Source organism: Modestobacter italicus (assembly GCF_000306785.1).
In the GTDB taxonomy this organism is placed as follows: Bacteria; Actinomycetota; Actinomycetes; order Mycobacteriales; family Geodermatophilaceae; genus Modestobacter; species Modestobacter italicus.
This window is the reverse complement of sequence record NC_017955.1, coordinates 905077-919353: the sequence shown is the minus strand read 5'-3', so window position 1 is coordinate 919353 and position 14277 is coordinate 905077. Positions and strand designations below refer to the sequence as shown.

The 14277-nt window shown below is 74.8% G+C and carries 19 protein-coding genes; 11 read left to right on the top strand and 8 right to left on the bottom strand.

The genetic code is table 11. The features are described from left to right. Positions 1-75 precede the first annotated feature (75 nt). Both cpaB and mscL read left to right on the top strand, forming a co-directional pair. A complete protein-coding gene (cpaB, locus tag MODMU_RS04430) occupies positions 76-726 on the top strand; it encodes a Flp pilus assembly protein CpaB (RefSeq protein WP_041794950.1) in 651 nt (216 codons plus the stop codon). A gap of 42 nt (positions 727-768) precedes the next feature. After that, complete coding sequence (mscL, locus tag MODMU_RS04425) at positions 769-1227, top strand: large conductance mechanosensitive channel protein MscL (RefSeq protein WP_014738976.1); 459 nt, start codon at positions 769-771, stop codon at positions 1225-1227. A gap of 91 nt (positions 1228-1318) precedes the next feature. On the opposite strand, the gene MODMU_RS28340 is transcribed toward mscL, so the two are convergent. Continuing rightward, positions 1319-1480: a hypothetical protein gene (locus MODMU_RS28340; protein ID WP_166503395.1), complete on the bottom strand. Its 162-nt coding sequence runs from the start codon at positions 1478-1480 to the stop codon at positions 1319-1321. A 112-nt stretch (positions 1481-1592) separates the two neighbouring features. After that, a complete protein-coding gene (locus MODMU_RS04420) occupies positions 1593-2138 on the bottom strand; it encodes a YbaK/EbsC family protein (protein WP_041794949.1) in 546 nt (181 codons plus the stop codon). A gap of 107 nt (positions 2139-2245) precedes the next feature. On the opposite strand from MODMU_RS04420, the gene MODMU_RS04415 reads away from it, so the two are divergent. From MODMU_RS04415 to MODMU_RS04405, 3 genes are read left to right on the top strand one after another with little or no spacing between them, the layout of a single operon-like run. Beyond that, positions 2246-2605 carry a VOC family protein gene (locus MODMU_RS04415; RefSeq protein WP_014738975.1) on the top strand — a complete coding sequence of 120 codons (360 nt, stop codon included), beginning with the start codon at positions 2246-2248 and terminating at the stop codon, positions 2603-2605. Continuing rightward, complete coding sequence (locus MODMU_RS04410; RefSeq protein ID WP_014738974.1) at positions 2602-3003, top strand: PaaI family thioesterase; 402 nt, start codon at positions 2602-2604, stop codon at positions 3001-3003. The genes MODMU_RS04415 and MODMU_RS04410 overlap by 4 nt, the downstream gene beginning before the upstream one ends. Further along, entirely contained in the window at positions 3000-3893 is an 894-nt protein-coding gene (locus tag MODMU_RS04405) for a phosphotransferase family protein (RefSeq protein ID WP_014738973.1), read from the top strand. The genes MODMU_RS04410 and MODMU_RS04405 overlap by 4 nt, the downstream gene beginning before the upstream one ends. Here the strand turns inward: MODMU_RS04405 and MODMU_RS04400 are convergent. From MODMU_RS04400 to MODMU_RS04380, 6 genes are all read right to left on the bottom strand, one after another. Next, positions 3853-4767, bottom strand: a complete 915-nt coding sequence (locus MODMU_RS04400) for an MSMEG_6728 family protein (protein WP_014738972.1) — start codon at positions 4765-4767, stop codon at positions 3853-3855. The genes MODMU_RS04405 and MODMU_RS04400 overlap by 41 nt on opposite strands. 16 nt (positions 4768-4783) lie before the next feature. Then, a complete protein-coding gene (locus tag MODMU_RS04395) occupies positions 4784-5083 on the bottom strand; it encodes a hypothetical protein (protein WP_014738971.1) in 300 nt (99 codons plus the stop codon). A gap of 3 nt (positions 5084-5086) precedes the next feature. Continuing rightward, the gene (locus MODMU_RS04390; protein ID WP_014738970.1) at positions 5087-5932 is read right to left on the bottom strand and encodes an NAD-dependent protein deacetylase; all 846 of its coding nucleotides are present in this window, start codon (positions 5930-5932) and stop codon (positions 5087-5089) included. 57 nt (positions 5933-5989) lie between these two features. Continuing rightward, a complete protein-coding gene (locus tag MODMU_RS04385) occupies positions 5990-6379 on the bottom strand; it encodes a DUF2695 domain-containing protein (protein ID WP_014738969.1) in 390 nt (129 codons plus the stop codon). A gap of 252 nt (positions 6380-6631) precedes the next feature. Next, positions 6632-6802, bottom strand: coding sequence for a hypothetical protein (locus MODMU_RS28335; protein WP_014738968.1), 171 nt, complete (start codon positions 6800-6802; stop codon positions 6632-6634). 125 nt (positions 6803-6927) lie between these two features. Continuing rightward, complete coding sequence (locus tag MODMU_RS04380; RefSeq protein ID WP_014738967.1) at positions 6928-7374, bottom strand: SRPBCC family protein; 447 nt, start codon at positions 7372-7374, stop codon at positions 6928-6930. 199 nt (positions 7375-7573) lie between these two features. On the opposite strand from MODMU_RS04380, the gene MODMU_RS04375 reads away from it, so the two are divergent. The 6 genes from MODMU_RS04375 (at position 7574) to MODMU_RS04350 (ending at position 14216) form a co-directional block, all read left to right on the top strand. Next, a complete protein-coding gene (locus MODMU_RS04375) occupies positions 7574-8362 on the top strand; it encodes a DeoR/GlpR family DNA-binding transcription regulator (protein WP_014738966.1) in 789 nt (262 codons plus the stop codon). Between the two features lie 157 nt (positions 8363-8519). Further along, positions 8520-9626 carry an ABC transporter substrate-binding protein gene (locus MODMU_RS04370; RefSeq protein ID WP_014738965.1) on the top strand — a complete coding sequence of 369 codons (1107 nt, stop codon included), beginning with the start codon at positions 8520-8522 and terminating at the stop codon, positions 9624-9626. Between the two features lie 85 nt (positions 9627-9711). Further along, the gene (locus tag MODMU_RS04365) at positions 9712-11319 is read left to right on the top strand and encodes a sugar ABC transporter ATP-binding protein (RefSeq protein ID WP_231851764.1); all 1608 of its coding nucleotides are present in this window, start codon (positions 9712-9714) and stop codon (positions 11317-11319) included. Next, positions 11312-12325, top strand: coding sequence for an ABC transporter permease (locus MODMU_RS04360; RefSeq protein ID WP_014738963.1), 1014 nt, complete (start codon positions 11312-11314; stop codon positions 12323-12325). The genes MODMU_RS04365 and MODMU_RS04360 overlap by 8 nt, the downstream gene beginning before the upstream one ends. After that, positions 12322-13323 carry an ABC transporter permease gene (locus MODMU_RS04355; RefSeq protein ID WP_014738962.1) on the top strand — a complete coding sequence of 334 codons (1002 nt, stop codon included), beginning with the start codon at positions 12322-12324 and terminating at the stop codon, positions 13321-13323. The genes MODMU_RS04360 and MODMU_RS04355 overlap by 4 nt, the downstream gene beginning before the upstream one ends. After that, positions 13320-14216, top strand: a complete 897-nt coding sequence (locus MODMU_RS04350) for an aldose 1-epimerase family protein (RefSeq protein WP_014738961.1) — start codon at positions 13320-13322, stop codon at positions 14214-14216. Before MODMU_RS04355 ends, MODMU_RS04350 begins: the two co-directional genes overlap by 4 nt. Positions 14217-14277: the final 61 nt, after the last annotated feature.

Genomic DNA, 14277 nt, shown 5'->3' with positions numbered 1-14277 from the left:
TCCACAACCGGGCACCCGGTCCACAGCCGGGCGCTGACCCGCCCGGCCGACCGCGCCGGCGCCCAGCATCGAGGGGTGCCCCGCCTCCGCCGTCCCCGCTCCCCCGTGCGCCTGCTCCGGCAGGTGACCGCCGGGTGCCTCGCCTGCCTGGCGCTGGCGCTGGCGCTGCGTCCGCCCCCGGCACCCGCAGCCGCACCCGCGACGACGCCGGTCGTCACCGCCGCGGCCGACCTGGCGCCCGGCACGGTGCTCGCCGCCGGCGACCTGACCGCGGTGGCCGTGCCGGTCGAGCGGGCGCCGGCCGGGTCGGTGGCCGACCCCGCCGAGCTCACCGGCCGGGTGCTCGCCTCCCCGGTGCGGGCCGGTGAGGCCGTGACCGACGTCCGGCTCGTCGGTCCGGGGCTGTGGTCGCAGGTGCCGGCCGGCGAGGTGGCCGCCCCCGTCCGGCTGGCCGACCTGGCGGTGGCCACCCTGCTGCGCGCCGGCGACCGGGTCGACGTGCTCGGCACCACCGGCGACGGTGAGCTCGGTGCCGCCCCGGCCGTCGAGCTCGTCGCGCAGGGCGCCCTGGTGCTCAGCGCGCCGGCGGCCGCCGAGCCCGGTGCGGGGGTGGGGTCGGGCACCGACAGCGGCCTGCTCGTGCTCGCCGTCCCGCCGGACACGGCCCGCCTGCTGGCGGCCGCCGGGGCGGGCGGCACGCTCACCGTTACGCTCGGCCGGCCGTGATCATGGGGCCAGCCGTCGCCCCTCCGACCGAGGGGTGCGCAGGTGCTGACGAACGTCATCCGCGGGTTCAAGGACTTCCTGCTCCGCGGGAACGTCGTCGAGCTGGCCGTCGCCGTGGTCATCGGGGCCGCGTTCACCGCGGTCGTCAGCTCGTTCACCGAGTCGTTCCTGCAGCCGCTGATCGGCCTGGTGGGCGGTGGCGGCGTGACCGGCGGCAGCACCGTCGTCGACGGCCAGGTGTTCGCCTGGGGCGACTTCGTCAACCAGCTCATCACGTTCGTGCTGACCGCGGCGGTCATCTACTTCGTGGTCGTGCTGCCGCTGAAGATCGTCGCCGAGCGGCGCCGGCGCGGCGAGGAGGCCGGTCCTGCCGCGCCCACCCAGCTGGAGCTGCTGGCCGAGATCCGCGACCTGCTGCGGGCCCAGCAGGGCCTGCCGCCGACGACCGACGAGGAAGCTGGCCGGCACGCCCACACCGGCGAGTTCCCCCGCCCGGTCTGAGAAAGGACCCCTCCGCCCCGACGCCTCGCAGGCTCGGCGCGGGCCCCTGCGCAGGGGCCACAGCGGCTGTTCGGGCCGGCGGGCCGGTCCGTCACCAGTGCGGGGGGCGGTCCTCCAAGTAGCGGCGGTCGTCGTCGTCCGGGTCGGCCGGCCGCTCGCCCCAGCCGACGTCGCTGTCGTCGGGCGCGCGCTCGGGTGCCGGGCTCGGCACGGTTCCCCGCGGTTCGGCCGCGGGCTGCTCGGGTGCAGACACGCTCACGAGCCTAAGCGCGTCCACGAACCGGAGCGGAGCTGACGGCCGCCGCCGGACGCGATCGTCCTCGCGGCATCTCTGCCACGCCCCGCGCGAGGCCTGACCGGGCTCTTCAGCCGACCGGCTGACCCAGCCCCTCGAGGACCTCCGCGCCGGGCAGCGCGGCCAGCACCGACCCGGGCACCGCGAGCTTGCTGCCGCGGGTGCCCGAGCCGACGACCAGCAGCTCGGCGGCCGCGACCGCGGCGTCCACGAGCACCGGCCACGACGCCGGCAGGCCGATCGGGGTGATCCCGCCGTAGGCCATCCCGGACCCGGCGACCGCGACGTCCTGGGGTGCGAAGGACGCCTTGCGGGCGCCCAGGTGCCGCCGCACCAGCCCGTTGACGTCCGCGCGGGTGGTGGCCAGCACCAGGCAGGCGGCGAGGGTGGTCTCCCCCGCCCGCCGGGCGGCGACCACGACGCAGTTCGCCGAGGCGGTCAGCGGCACGCCGTAGGTGTCGGTGAACGCCGCGGTGTCAGCGGCCTCCTCGTCGATGGCGGCGACCCAGGCCGGGCCGGGCAGCCCGGGCAGCGCTGCGGCGACCGGCTCCCCGAGCAGCTCCGGGTGGTCGGCGGCGGGCAGCCAGGTCAGCGAGCCGAGCTGTACAGCGGTCATGACCTGATCCTGCGGCACCGGCCGACCGGCTCGCTGGCCGGACCCCTGCGCGCGGCGGCCGGGTTCCCGCTGGTCGGCGGCGCCGGGGCCGGGAGAGGATGGCGGCCATGATCGGTCAGCTGCACTCCGTGGTCATCGACGCCCCCGACCCGCACGCCCTGGCGACGTTCTACGCCGGGCTGCTGGGCATGGAGGTCAAGGGCGCGCCGGGCGACGACTGGGTCGTGGCCACCGGCGCCGGCTACCGGCTCGCCTTCCAGGAGGCCCCGGACCTGCAGCCCCCGGACTGGCCGGACCCCAGCCGGCCGCAGCAGTTCCACCTCGACATCCGGGTCGCCGACGTCGACGTCGCCGAGCCCCAGGTGCTCGAGCTGGGCGCCCGCCGGCTGCCCGGCGGAGGCGGGGACTTCCGGGTCTACGCCGACCCGGTCGGGCACCCCTTCTGCCTCGTGTGGGACGCGGCGTGAGCCCGGACCTGACGGCCGCCAGCGCGTTCGTCGCGGCGACCGGCCTGCAGCTCACCGAGGTCACCGGTACCCGGGTCGCCGGCTCGATCGACGTCGGACCGGACCACCACACCCCCTGGGGCGTGGTGCACGGCGGCGTGTACTGCACGGTCGTGGAGTCCGCGGCCAGCATCGGTGCCAGCACCGCGGTGGCCGAGCGCGGCCAGTTCTCGGTCGGGGTGTCCAACCAGACCGACTTCCTCCGGCCGATGACCGCCGGCCGGCTGGACGTCGTCGCCGAACCGGTCCAGCAGGGGAAGACGCTGCAGCTCTGGCTGGTCACCCTGGCCCGGGAGGACGGCAAGCTCGTCGCGCGCGGCCAGGTGCGCCTGCAGAACGTGCCGCTGCCCGGGGCGTGACCGACCGCGTCGGCCGGGCGGTGGCCGCCGCGGTGGCCGTCGCCCGCGCCTCCGGGCTCCGCTGCGCCGACCCGGTCGTCCTGCACGACGGGGTCAACGTGGTCGTGCACCTGCGGCCGGCGCCGGTCGTGGCGCGGGTCGCGACGCTGACCCCGCTGCTGCGGCCGGTGATCGACCGGCCGTTCGCCCGGGAGGTCGCCCTGGCGGGGGCGCTGGCCGCGGCCGGTGCACCGGTCGTCCCGCCGTCGGACCTGCTGCCTCCCGGCCCGCACCGGCACGCCGGTCTGACCCTGTCGTTCTGGCGGTACGTCGAGGTGCTGCCCGACCGTCCCGGCCCGGTGGCCGCCGCCGCCGCGCTGGTCGAGCTGCAGGCCGCGCTCGCCGACGTCCGGCCGGGCTGGGACGGCGCACCGCTGGACACCCCGCTGGACGACCTCGCCGTCTTCGGCGACCGCGGCGTGCGCCTCGGCGCGGCGCCGGACCTGGTGGCCCGGGTGGGCGAGCTGGTCGAGGAGCTGCGGCCCCGGCTGACCGGCCTCGCCGGCCACCTGCACGGCGACACCCACCCGGGCAACCTGCTGGGCACCCGGCAGGGCTGGGTGTGGACCGACCTGGAGGACTCCTGTCGCGGGCCGCTCGGCTGGGACCTGGCCTGCCTGCGCAGGACGAGCCGGCTGGACGGGCGGGCGGCTCTGGACGCGGTGCCGGGCCGGCCGAGCGACGAGGAGCTGGCTCCGTTCAGCTGGTTGCGGGCGCTGCACGCGGCCTCGTGGTGGTTCGTGCACGCCGTGCGGGTGCCCGGTGACCTCCCGGCCGCCGGTTCCCAGCTGCGGTCGGCGGTCGAGGAGGTCAGCGCAGGGCTGCGGGCACCGCGTCCGGGTCGAGGGTGACCCGGAACAGCGCCCGCGGGTCCTGCAGCGTGGCCGGCGGCCGGGCCGCCGAGCGGGGCACCACCGAGGCGAACCGGGCCGGGCGGCGGTGCGGCAGCAGCTCGCGGCCGGCGAAGGAGTAGTCCCCCACCACCTCGCCGAGCAGCAGGCCCGCGCCGCGCTCGACCGGCAGGCCGACCAGGTCGCCGGGCGCCACCTCGTCCAGGAACGCCGACAGCTGCCGCAGGTCCTTGGCCGGGCGCTTCCCGGTGAGCTCCTTGGACAGCGCCCGCAGCTCGACCTCCGTCAGCCCGGTGGCGTCGACGTCGACGCCGGCCTGGGTGCCCAGCCCGACGATCCCGGTGGCCAGGGCGGCGCCCAGCTCGGTGTGCGCCCGCGGCCGCACCACCCACACCGGCACGCCCTCCGGCGGGGCGGCCGGGGGGACGTCGTCGGCACCCGGCCACTTGTAGGGCAGGTCGTCGGGGTCGGCGGGGAACTGCGACCGGTAGAAGTCCGCGTCCTTGGCCAGCAGGTTGGAGCGGTGCGAGAGGTGCAGCTCCTCGTCGCCGACCCAGCTGGGCAGCAGCCCCGCGGCGGCCGCCTCGGCCTGGGTCATCCCCGCCGCGTCCGGGGCGAACTCGGCGATGAGGGTCTCGGTGGTGTCGGCGAAGCCGCGCTCCCGCCAGACCCGCACCATGGCCAGGGAGTAGACGACGAGGCCGGCGGTGTGGCCGCGCCACATCGTCACCACCGGGTGGTTGGCCCAGCCGTAGTCGGGGAGCTCGAGGGCGCGGAGCACCTGCAGGCACTCCACGCGCTGCTTGCCGAGCCGGGGGTTGTCCAGGAGCCGGGCGGACTCGGTGAAGTCGGCGACCGGGAGGAACGTCTGCATCGCGACCCAGTCTGGGTCAGGGGTCTAGTTCCCGCAGGGCCGCCTCCCAGCGGGCCCGGCGCTCGTCGTCGTCCTGGTCCCACCAGGCCGGGCCGCGCTCGCCGAGACCGGTCTTGGCCAGCTGCACCCGGGCGCGCGCGGCGGCGACCGCGGCGTCGTCGCCACGGGAGGTGCGCACGGCGGAGCGGGCCACGCCGAGGTGGTGCAGCAGCCGGCTGCGGACCTCGGCGGGCAGCGCGGGGTCGGCGGTCCGCCAGCGCCGCCCGTCGACGACGATCCAGCGGCCGTCGTCGGTGTGCTCGACCTCCCGGGCCACCGGTCAGCCCACCCGGCGGGCCAGCTCCGGCAGCACCGCGCCCAGCGGTGCGTCGACCTTCAGGTCGGCCTTGGCGTCACCGCGGGTGGGCCCGGAGTTGACGATCGCCACCGGGATGCCCCGCTTGGCGGCGTGGATGACGAACCGGTAGCCGCTCATCACCGTCAACGACGAGCCCAGCACCAGCAGCGACCGGGCCCGGTCGACCAGGCCGAAGCAGTGGTCGACGCGGTCCCGCGGGACGGTCTCGCCGAAGAAGACGACGTCGGGCTTGAGCGGCCCGCCGCCACAGGCCAGGCAGTCGACCATCACGAACCCGTCGAGAGCCTCCTCGGGGAGCTCCACGTCGCCGTCCGGGTTGACCTCGTCGGTGGGCTCCGGCCGGAAGCCGGGGTTGGCCGCCCGCAGCCGGACGTCGAGCGCCGCCCGGTCGGCGACGTCGCCGCAACCCAGGCAGACGGTGCGGTCCAGCCCGCCGTGCAGCTCGACGACCTCCCGCGCACCGGCGGCCTGGTGCAGCCCGTCGACGTTCTGGGTGATCACCGCGCCTACCGCCCCGGCGGCCTGCAGCGCCGCGACCGCCCGGTGGCCGGCGTTCGGGCGGGCCTCGCCGATCTGCCGCCAGCCGACGAAGCTGCGCGCCCAGTACCGGTGCCGGCCGCGCGGGTCGCGGGTGAAGGTCTGCCAGGTCATCGGGGTGTGCCGGCGCAGCGAGCCGGTCGCGCCCCGGTAGTCGGGGATGCCGGAGTCGGTGGACAGGCCGGCGCCGGAGAGGACCAGCGCACCGCCGTCGGCGAGCAGGTCGGCGAGCGCGGGGACGCCCTCCACGGTCGCGGGTGCTGCGGTCACCGGCCCATCGTCCCTGCCCGGCGACCGTTGCGCCCGTGCCCGTCACCACCGGCCCCGTCACCACCGGCCCCGCCGGCGCGGCTCCCAGGTCGCGCAGGGCTGGGAGGACCGGGACCCGACGCCGGGGCACGCCGGCCGCTGCGGCGGCCAGTCGGTCTCACCGTCCTCGTCGCGCACCAGGAGGTCGTCCCGGACGGTCCACCCGTTCAGGAAGACCTCGCAGTCGCAGAACCCACCGCTGCGGCCGAGCCGGCGCTCCAGCCCGGTCGCCCGGGGCAGCCGCAGGTCACGCCAGCGGCGGACCCAGCGCAGCGTGCCGTCGCAGCCGAACTCGTCGAGCATGCGATCGGCGAAGCAGAACAGGCACTCGGCGGGCCGCGGGCGGGTGAGTGCGTCGGACAGCGCGACCAGGTCGGTCTCGGCGGTGCGCGCGGGGTCGGTCTCCATGGGGCTCCTCCTCCGGTGAGTGGACGAGGAGTCCAGCGCGCGGAGACGGGGTCCTGCCGACCGTCGTCCACACCGGACGGCGTCGTCCACAGGCCGGGCCTCGTCTCGCTGCGAGTGGAGATTCCCCCTCCGCAGATGCTGCCCGGCGGGACCTGGGCGCTGTCCACAGCGGTCTGCTGCCGTGATGACGGTGACCGGAGGCCAGAGACGACCGCGTCCGCCCTGCTCACGCCGCTCCTCGCCGTGGCTCGGTCAGTCGCCGTCCACGTCGCCGGAGCCGCTGTCGAGCCAGGGCATCGGGTCGGTTCGCCAGTCGGCGGGCGGGGGAACCGGCTCGGACTGCACCTCGACCTGCTCGTCCAGCGGCACCTGGGCGCTGGCGTAGAACTCGTCCTCCGGGAGGCGGTACCTGTCGTCCGGCATGGGCGCAGCGTGGCATCGGGGATGCGTGAGGGGGGAGCTCGCACGCACGCTTCCCCTCGCGCGTCGCTGCGGTCTCCTCGCGCGCCTCCGAGGGCCACCGTCCGACGAGGGCCGGACCGCCGGGCTCAGCCGGTGGTGACGGTGTGCTCCAGCCGCTCCAGCAGCGCCTGGTGGATGCGGGCCAGGCCCTTGGGCGCGAAGGCGCGCTCGAAGAACCCGCCGATGCCGCCGGCCCCGTTCCAGGTCGTCCGCGCCCGGACCGTGCTGGCCCCGGCGTCGGCCGGGGTGACGGTCCAGGTGGTGACCATGCTGGAGTTCGCGTCGCTCTCCACCAGCGCGCCGTCGGGGCCGGCGGTGACGACGACGTCCTGCTCGCGGACCCGCTTCGACGTGGCCTGCAGCCGCCAGTGCACGCGGGTGCCCGCGCCCCGGCCACCGTCGTCGACCCGGTACTCGCTGTACTGCTCGGGCAGCACGGCGGGACGGGTGGTGACGTAGTCGGCGAGCGCGTCGCGGACGACGTCCGCGGGTGCTCGTACGACGCGTTCAGCGGTGGCGACGACCTGGCCCATGACCGCCATCCTGCCCCCCGGGGTGGGTGCGCCCGCAGGCAGCCGCACCCACCCCGGCCGGGTGATCACGTCCACCAGGAGCCGATCAGCCACTACTCTCGCCGCCGGAGCCGCCGGCAGGACGCCGGGTGCCTGCCGCGAGCGCGGCGCCCGGACTCCACCCGGCGAGGCGCCACATCCAACGACGGAGGCGGCCGGGGTGCTCGCGCGACAACGACAGGAGCGGATCCTCGAGGCGGTCCGGGTGCACGGCGGTGCCCGGGTCTCCGACCTCGTGACCCTGCTCAACGTCTCGGAGATGACGGTGCGGCGGGACATCGCCACCCTCGCCGGCCGGGGGCTGGTCGCCCGGGTGCACGGGGGTGCCACGGCCGTGGACGGCAGGAGCGCCGACGAGCCCGGCTTCCTGGCCAAGTCGGCCATGGCGCTGCGCGAGAAGGCGGCCATCGCCCAGGTCGCCGCCGGCCTGGTCGAGCCCGGCGACTCGGTGGCGCTGTCCGCCGGCACCACCACCTACGCCGTCGCCGAGGCGCTGCTCGGGGTGGCCGACCTGACCGTGGTCACGAACTCGCTGCCGGTGGCCCGGCTGCTGCACGAGAGCGCCCGGCGCGACCTGACCGTGGTGCTCACCGGCGGTGTGCCCACCCCGTCGGACGCCCTCGTCGGCCCGGTCGCCGTCGGCGCCCTACGCGGGCTGCACGTCGACTGGCTGTTCCTCGGGGTGCACGGCATGGACGAGCACGCCGGGCTGACCACCCCGAACCTCGTGGAGAGCGACACCGACCGGGCGCTGGTGGCCGCCGCCCGCCAGGTGGTGGTCGTCGCCGACTCGTCCAAGTGGCGGATCGTCGGGTTGAGCAGCATCGCCACCCTCAGCGAGGTAGACGTGCTGGTCACCGACTCGGGTCTGCCCGAGACCGCCCGCCGGGAACTGGCCTCCCGGGTCGGCCGGCTGGCCATCGCCGAGGTACCCGCCCCACCGGCCTGAGCAGCACGACCGGCGTCCTGGCGAGGGGGTCTCGACGCGTCGTCACCAGACCGTGATGTGACCTACGTTGCGCGACTGTGTCCGTTCATGTTCGATCTGGTCCGGCGGGAGGTCCGGCCCGCACCAGGCAACGAGGCCTCACAGGGAGCGCACACACATGACCAGCACCACCATCCACCGGCGGTCCGCGCTGCGGCCGTCCAGCATCCTCGTCGCCGGCGCCACAGCAGCCCTCGTGCTCAGCGGTTGCGCCAACAGCGGCGAGAGCGAGAGCTCGGCCGGGTCGGCGGCCGCCGGCTCCGGGGCCGCGCAGCAGACCGTCGAGAACACCGCGGCGGCCGGCGAGGGCTGCACCCTCGACAGCTACGGCATGAAGAAGGTCGACCTCAAGGGCGCCATCGTCGGGTTCTCCCAGTCCGAGCCGGACACCGCGGCCTTCCGCGCCGCCGAGACCCAGTCGATCAAGGACGAGGCGGCGAAGGTCGGCGTCGGCCAGCTGCTGGTCACCAACGCCAACGCCCAGCTGACCAAGCAGATCTCCGACATCCAGGACATGCTCAACCAGGGCGCCCAGGTGCTCATCGTCGCGCCGGTGAACTCCGACGGGCTCGACCCGGCGCTGGCCGCGGCCAAGGCCAAGGGCGTGCCGGTGCTGACCATCGACCGCAAGGTCACCAACGCCTCCTGTTCGGACTACCTGGCCTTCATCGGCTCGGACTTCGAGGACCAGGGCAAGCGGGCGGCCGACGCGATGAACGAGGCCACCGGCGGCAAGGCGAACGTCGCCGTCCTGCTGGGCTCCTCGGGCAACAACGTCACCGACCTGCGCACCTCCGGCTTCGAGGACCAGGTCAAGGCGGAGTACCCGGACATCAAGATCGTCGCCTCGCAGACCGGTGACTTCGACCGGTCCAAGGGCCAGTCGGTGGCCGAGCAGCTGCTCCAGTCCAACCCCGAGATCGACGCCATCTACGCCGAGAACGACGAGATGGGGCTCGGCGCGATGCAGGCCGTGCTGAGCGCCGGCAAGCAGCCGGGCACCGACGTCAAGATCGTCTCGATCGACGGCACCCGCAACGCGGTGCAGGCCATCGTCGACGGCCAGTACAACGCCGTCATCGAGTCCAACCCGCGGTTCGGGCCGCTGGCGTTCTCCACGCTCAGCGACTTCATGAACGGGGAGGCCATCCCCGAGGACATCATCATCGCCGACGACGAGTACACCCCCGAGAACGCCGAGTCCGAGCTGGCCAACGCGTTCTGAGCCGTCGCTGACGCTCATCTCAACCGGCGCCCCCGGCCCCGACCCGGGCCGGGGGCGCCTCCGCACAACTCGACGAGGAGTCGTGGTGGCCGAGCCGACCGCTGCCCACAGCCGTGCCCCCGGCCTGACCGAGGACGACGCCGGGCCCCTGCTCACCGTCCGGGGCGTGGAGAAGTCCTTCAGCGGCGTGCACGCGCTGCGCGGGGTCGACCTCACCCTCGAGCGTGGGTCCATCCACGCCCTGGTGGGCGAGAACGGGGCCGGGAAGTCGACCCTGATCAAGGTCCTCACCGGCGTGCACCCCGCCGACGCCGGCGAGGTCCGCTTCCGCGGCCGGCCGGTGGCCTTCACCCGGCCCGCCGACGCGCAGGACGCCGGGATCTCCACGGTCTACCAGGAGATCAACCTGGTCCCGCTGCTGACCGTGGCGCAGAACATCTACCTGGGCCGGGAGCCGCGCCGCCGCGGCCTGGTCGACACCCGCGGGCTGAACCAGCAGGCCGCCGAGCTGGTGCAGCGCCTGGGCATCGAGGTCGACGTCCGGGCGAAGCTCGGCTCGCTGGGCCTGGGCGTCCAGCAGATGGTGGCCCTCGCCCGCGCCGTCTCCATCGACGCGCGCGTGGTGATCATGGACGAGCCGACGTCCTCGCTGGAGGTGCGCGAGGTCGAGACGCTGTTCGGCGTCGCCCGCACGCTGGCCGCCTCGGGCGTCGGTCTGCTCTTCGTCTCGCACCGCATGGAGGAGCTGTGGGCGCTGTGCGACACGGTCACCGTGCTGCGCGACGGCCGCGTGGTGCACACCGGCCCGATGGCGGCGCTGGACCGGGTCGGCCTGGTCTCGCTCATGCTCGGGCGGGAGGCCAGCGACGTCCGCGCCGGTGGCACCACCGACTTCGGCGACTCGCACGTGCACGGCACGACGCCGCTGCTGTCGGTGTCCGGGGTCCGGGTGCCCAACCGGCTGCGCGACGTCGCCCTCACCGCGCGGCCGGGTGAGGTGGTCGGCCTCGGTGGCCTGCTGGGCTCCGGCCGCAGCGAGACGCTGAAGGCGATCTACGGCGACCTGCACACGACCGCGGCCGACATCGAGATCGGCGGGCAGCGGGTGAAGGCGGGGTCGGTCAGCCGCTCGCTGGAGGCCGGCATCGCGCTGCTGTCGGAGGACCGCAAGGCGGAGGGGATCATCCCGGACCTGTCGGTGCGGGACAACATCGCGCTGGCGGTCATGCCGCGGCTGTCCCGGGCCGGGATCATCTCCGACTCGAAGGTCGACGCGCTGGTCGAGGTCTTCATGCGCCGCCTGAAGATCAAGGCCTCCAGCCCGCGGCAGAAGGTCCGCGAGCTGTCCGGCGGCAACCAGCAGAAGGTGCTCATCGCCCGCTGGCTGGCCACCGAGCCCAAGGTCTTCCTGCTCGACGAGCCCACCCGCGGCATCGACGTGGGCGCCAAGCGCGAGGTCCAGGGCCTCATCGACGAGCTCGCCGAGCAGGGCCTGGCCGTCGTGCTGGTGTCCAGCGAGATGGACGAGCTGGTCGAGGGCAGCGACCGCATCGTGGTCCTGCACGACGGCGCGGTCTCCGGGCAGCTCTCCGGCGACCAGCTGACCTCCGCGCACCTCCTCACCGCCCTCGCCGGCGGCACCCCCTCGGACACCGGCACCGCTGCCGGCGCAGGAAGGAGCGACCGTGGCTGAGCACACGGCGACCGCGATCGAGCCGGCGACCCCGCCGCCGGCGGAGGAGGCCCCGGACCGCCGGAGCCGCCTGGACGGCGCCTGGTTCCGGCGCAACGGCGTCTACGTGGGCCTCGTCGTCCTCGTCCTGGTCAACCTGGTCATCACCCCGCACTTCGCCAGCACCGGGTCGCTCCGGCTGCAGCTCGTGCAGGTCGCCCCGATCATCGTGGTGAGCCTGGGTATGGCGATGGTCATCGGCACCGGCGGCATCGACCTGTCGGTGGGCGCGGTGATGGCGCTGACCGCCGCGGTCATCCCGCTCTACATCGGCTACGGCACCCTGGGCGCCATCGCGGCGGGCCTGATCGCGGGCATGCTGGCCGGTGCGCTGTCCGGTTCGGTGATCAGCCGGATCGGCGTCCAGCCGATCATCGCCACGCTGGCGGTCATGGTCGGCGGCCGCGGCCTGGCGAACATCATGGGCGGCCAGATCAAGAGCATCCGCGACCCCGGGTTCCGCGAGCTGGGCAGCGGCAAGCTGCTCGGCATCCCGTGGGTCGTGCTCATCGCGATCGTCGTGGTCATCGCGGTGGCGCTGCTGATGACCCGCACCACCTTCGGCCGTCAGCTCGTCGCGATCGGTGGCAACGCGCGGGCCGCGGCGCTCGCCGGCCTCCCGGTCACCCGGGTGCTCACCACGGTCTACGTGCTCTCCGCGCTGCTGGCCGCGCTCGCCGGCGTGCTGCTGGTGGCCCGCAACCAGGCCAGCGACCCGACGCGGCTGGGCCAGCTGGTCGAGCTGACCGCGATCACCGCGGTCGTCGTCGGCGGCACGCCGCTGACCGGTGGCCAGGTGCGCGTGCTGGGCACGGTGGCCGGCGCCCTGCTGATGCAGCTGATCACCTTCACCCTGGTCGCCCACAACATCACCGACTCGGTGGCCCAGATGGTCCAGGCGGTCATCGTCGTCCTGGCCGTCTACGCCACCGTCGGCACCCGGATGCGGCGGAGGTCGCGAGCATGAGCACCGTCGACACGACGCCCCAGGCCGCTGGGACGTCGGCCTCCACCCGCCGGCTCCAGGTCGTGCAGCGGATCCAGCAGCAGGGCGCGCTGGTCGTCCTGGTGCTGCTCTGCGCGATCGCCAGCTTCCAGTTCGACTCGTTCGCCACCGGGCCCAACGTCCGGTCGATCGCGCTGCAGGCCTCGTTCCTGGCGGTCATCGCGCTGGGGATGACCTTCGTCATCTTCACCGGCGGGATCGACCTCTCGGTCGGCTCGGTGTTCGCCCTCGGCGGCGTGCTGGCCGCATGGGCCTCGCAGTACGGCACGCTCGCCGCCGTCCTGGTGCCGCTGGCCGTCTGCGGGGCGATCGGCCTGGTCCAGGGGCTGATCATCGCGCACGCCAAGCTCGCGCCGTTCATCGTCACGCTGGCCGGCCTGCTCTTCGCCCGCGGGCTGCTGCTGTTCATCAGCGACGAGGGCGCGACGGTCTACAAGGTCCCCGCCGACAGCGGCTTCCGCGAGCTCGCCCAGGGCAGCTTCCTGGGCATCGGGTTCCCGATCTGGCTGGTCGCGATCTTCTACGCCGTGGGCGCGCTGGTCCTGTACCGCACGTCCTACGGGCCCACGGTGCTGGCCATCGGTGGCCAGGAGGACGCGGCCGAGCTGATGGGCCTGCCGGTGGCCCGCACCAAGGTGGTCACCTACACCGCGAGCGGGCTGCTGGCCGGGTTCGCCGGCGTGCTGATCGCCTCGTACACCTCCTCCGGCGTCCCGATCATCGGCGTGGGCACCGAGCTGCAGGCGATCTCCGCGGTGGTGCTCGGCGGCACCCTGCTCGCCGGTGGCGCCGGCACGGTGCTGGGCACCCTGATCGGCGTCCTGCTGCTGCAGGTCATCGCCAACGTGATCAACCAGGTCGGGTCGCTCAACTCGAACTGGCAGGACCTGGTCAGCGGCGCGATCCTGCTGGCCGTCGTCGTGCTGCAGCGCTACCTCGCCGGCCGGGCCAGACGGTGACGGCGGCCGGCCCGACCCGCTGGACCATCCGCTCCGGCGCCCACGAGGCGGTCATCGGCCGCCGGGGCGCCGGCCTCTGCGGCTACACCGTGGACGGCGTGGACGTCACCGACCCGCTCGGTGAGCAGGAGGTCCCCGAGGCCTACCAGGGGCTGGTGCTCGCACCCTGGCCCAACCGCGTCCCCGACGGCCGGTGGAGCTGGGCGGGGCAGGAGCTGCAGCTGCCGGTCAACGAGGTCCCCACCGGCTGCGCGCTGCACGGGCTGGTGGCCTGGACGGCGTGGAGCCCGCGCGAGGTCACCGCGGACGCCGTCGAGCTGGGGGTCGCGATCGAGCCCCAGCCGGGGTACCCCTTCGCCCTGGACCTGACCGTCCGCTGGTCGGTGGCCGCCGACGGGCTGCACTGCCGGATCGGTGTGCAGAACACCGGCTGGACGGCGGCGCCGTTCGGGGTCGCCGTGCACCCCTACGTCGTCCTGCCCGGCTGCACGGTCGACGACCTGGAGCTGACGCTGCCCGCGGCCTCCTGGCTGGAGACCGACGAGCGGTTGCGGCCGGTCGCGCTGCGGCCGGTGACCGAGGGCGGGCACGACCTCCGGGCCGGCGCGGCCCTGCGCGGGCGCCGGCTGGACACCGCGTTCACCGACGTCTCGGGCAGCACGGTGCAGGTCGCCGGCGGTGGCCATGCGGTCGAGGTCTGGGCCGACGACGCCTTTGGCTGGTGGCAGGTCTACACCTCGGACTACTTCCCGGCCGGTTCCCCGCGGCACCGCCGCGGGCTGGCCGTGGAGGCGATGACCTGCGGGCCCGACGCCTTCAACACCGGCCGGGACCTGCTCGTCCTCGAGCCGGGCGACCGGTGGGGCGCGGAGTGGGGGGTCCGCCCGGCCTGAGCGGTCGGTAGCACGGGGCAGCGTTGAAGTTCTCGGATCTTGACTTGAGGTGATGGCTCTC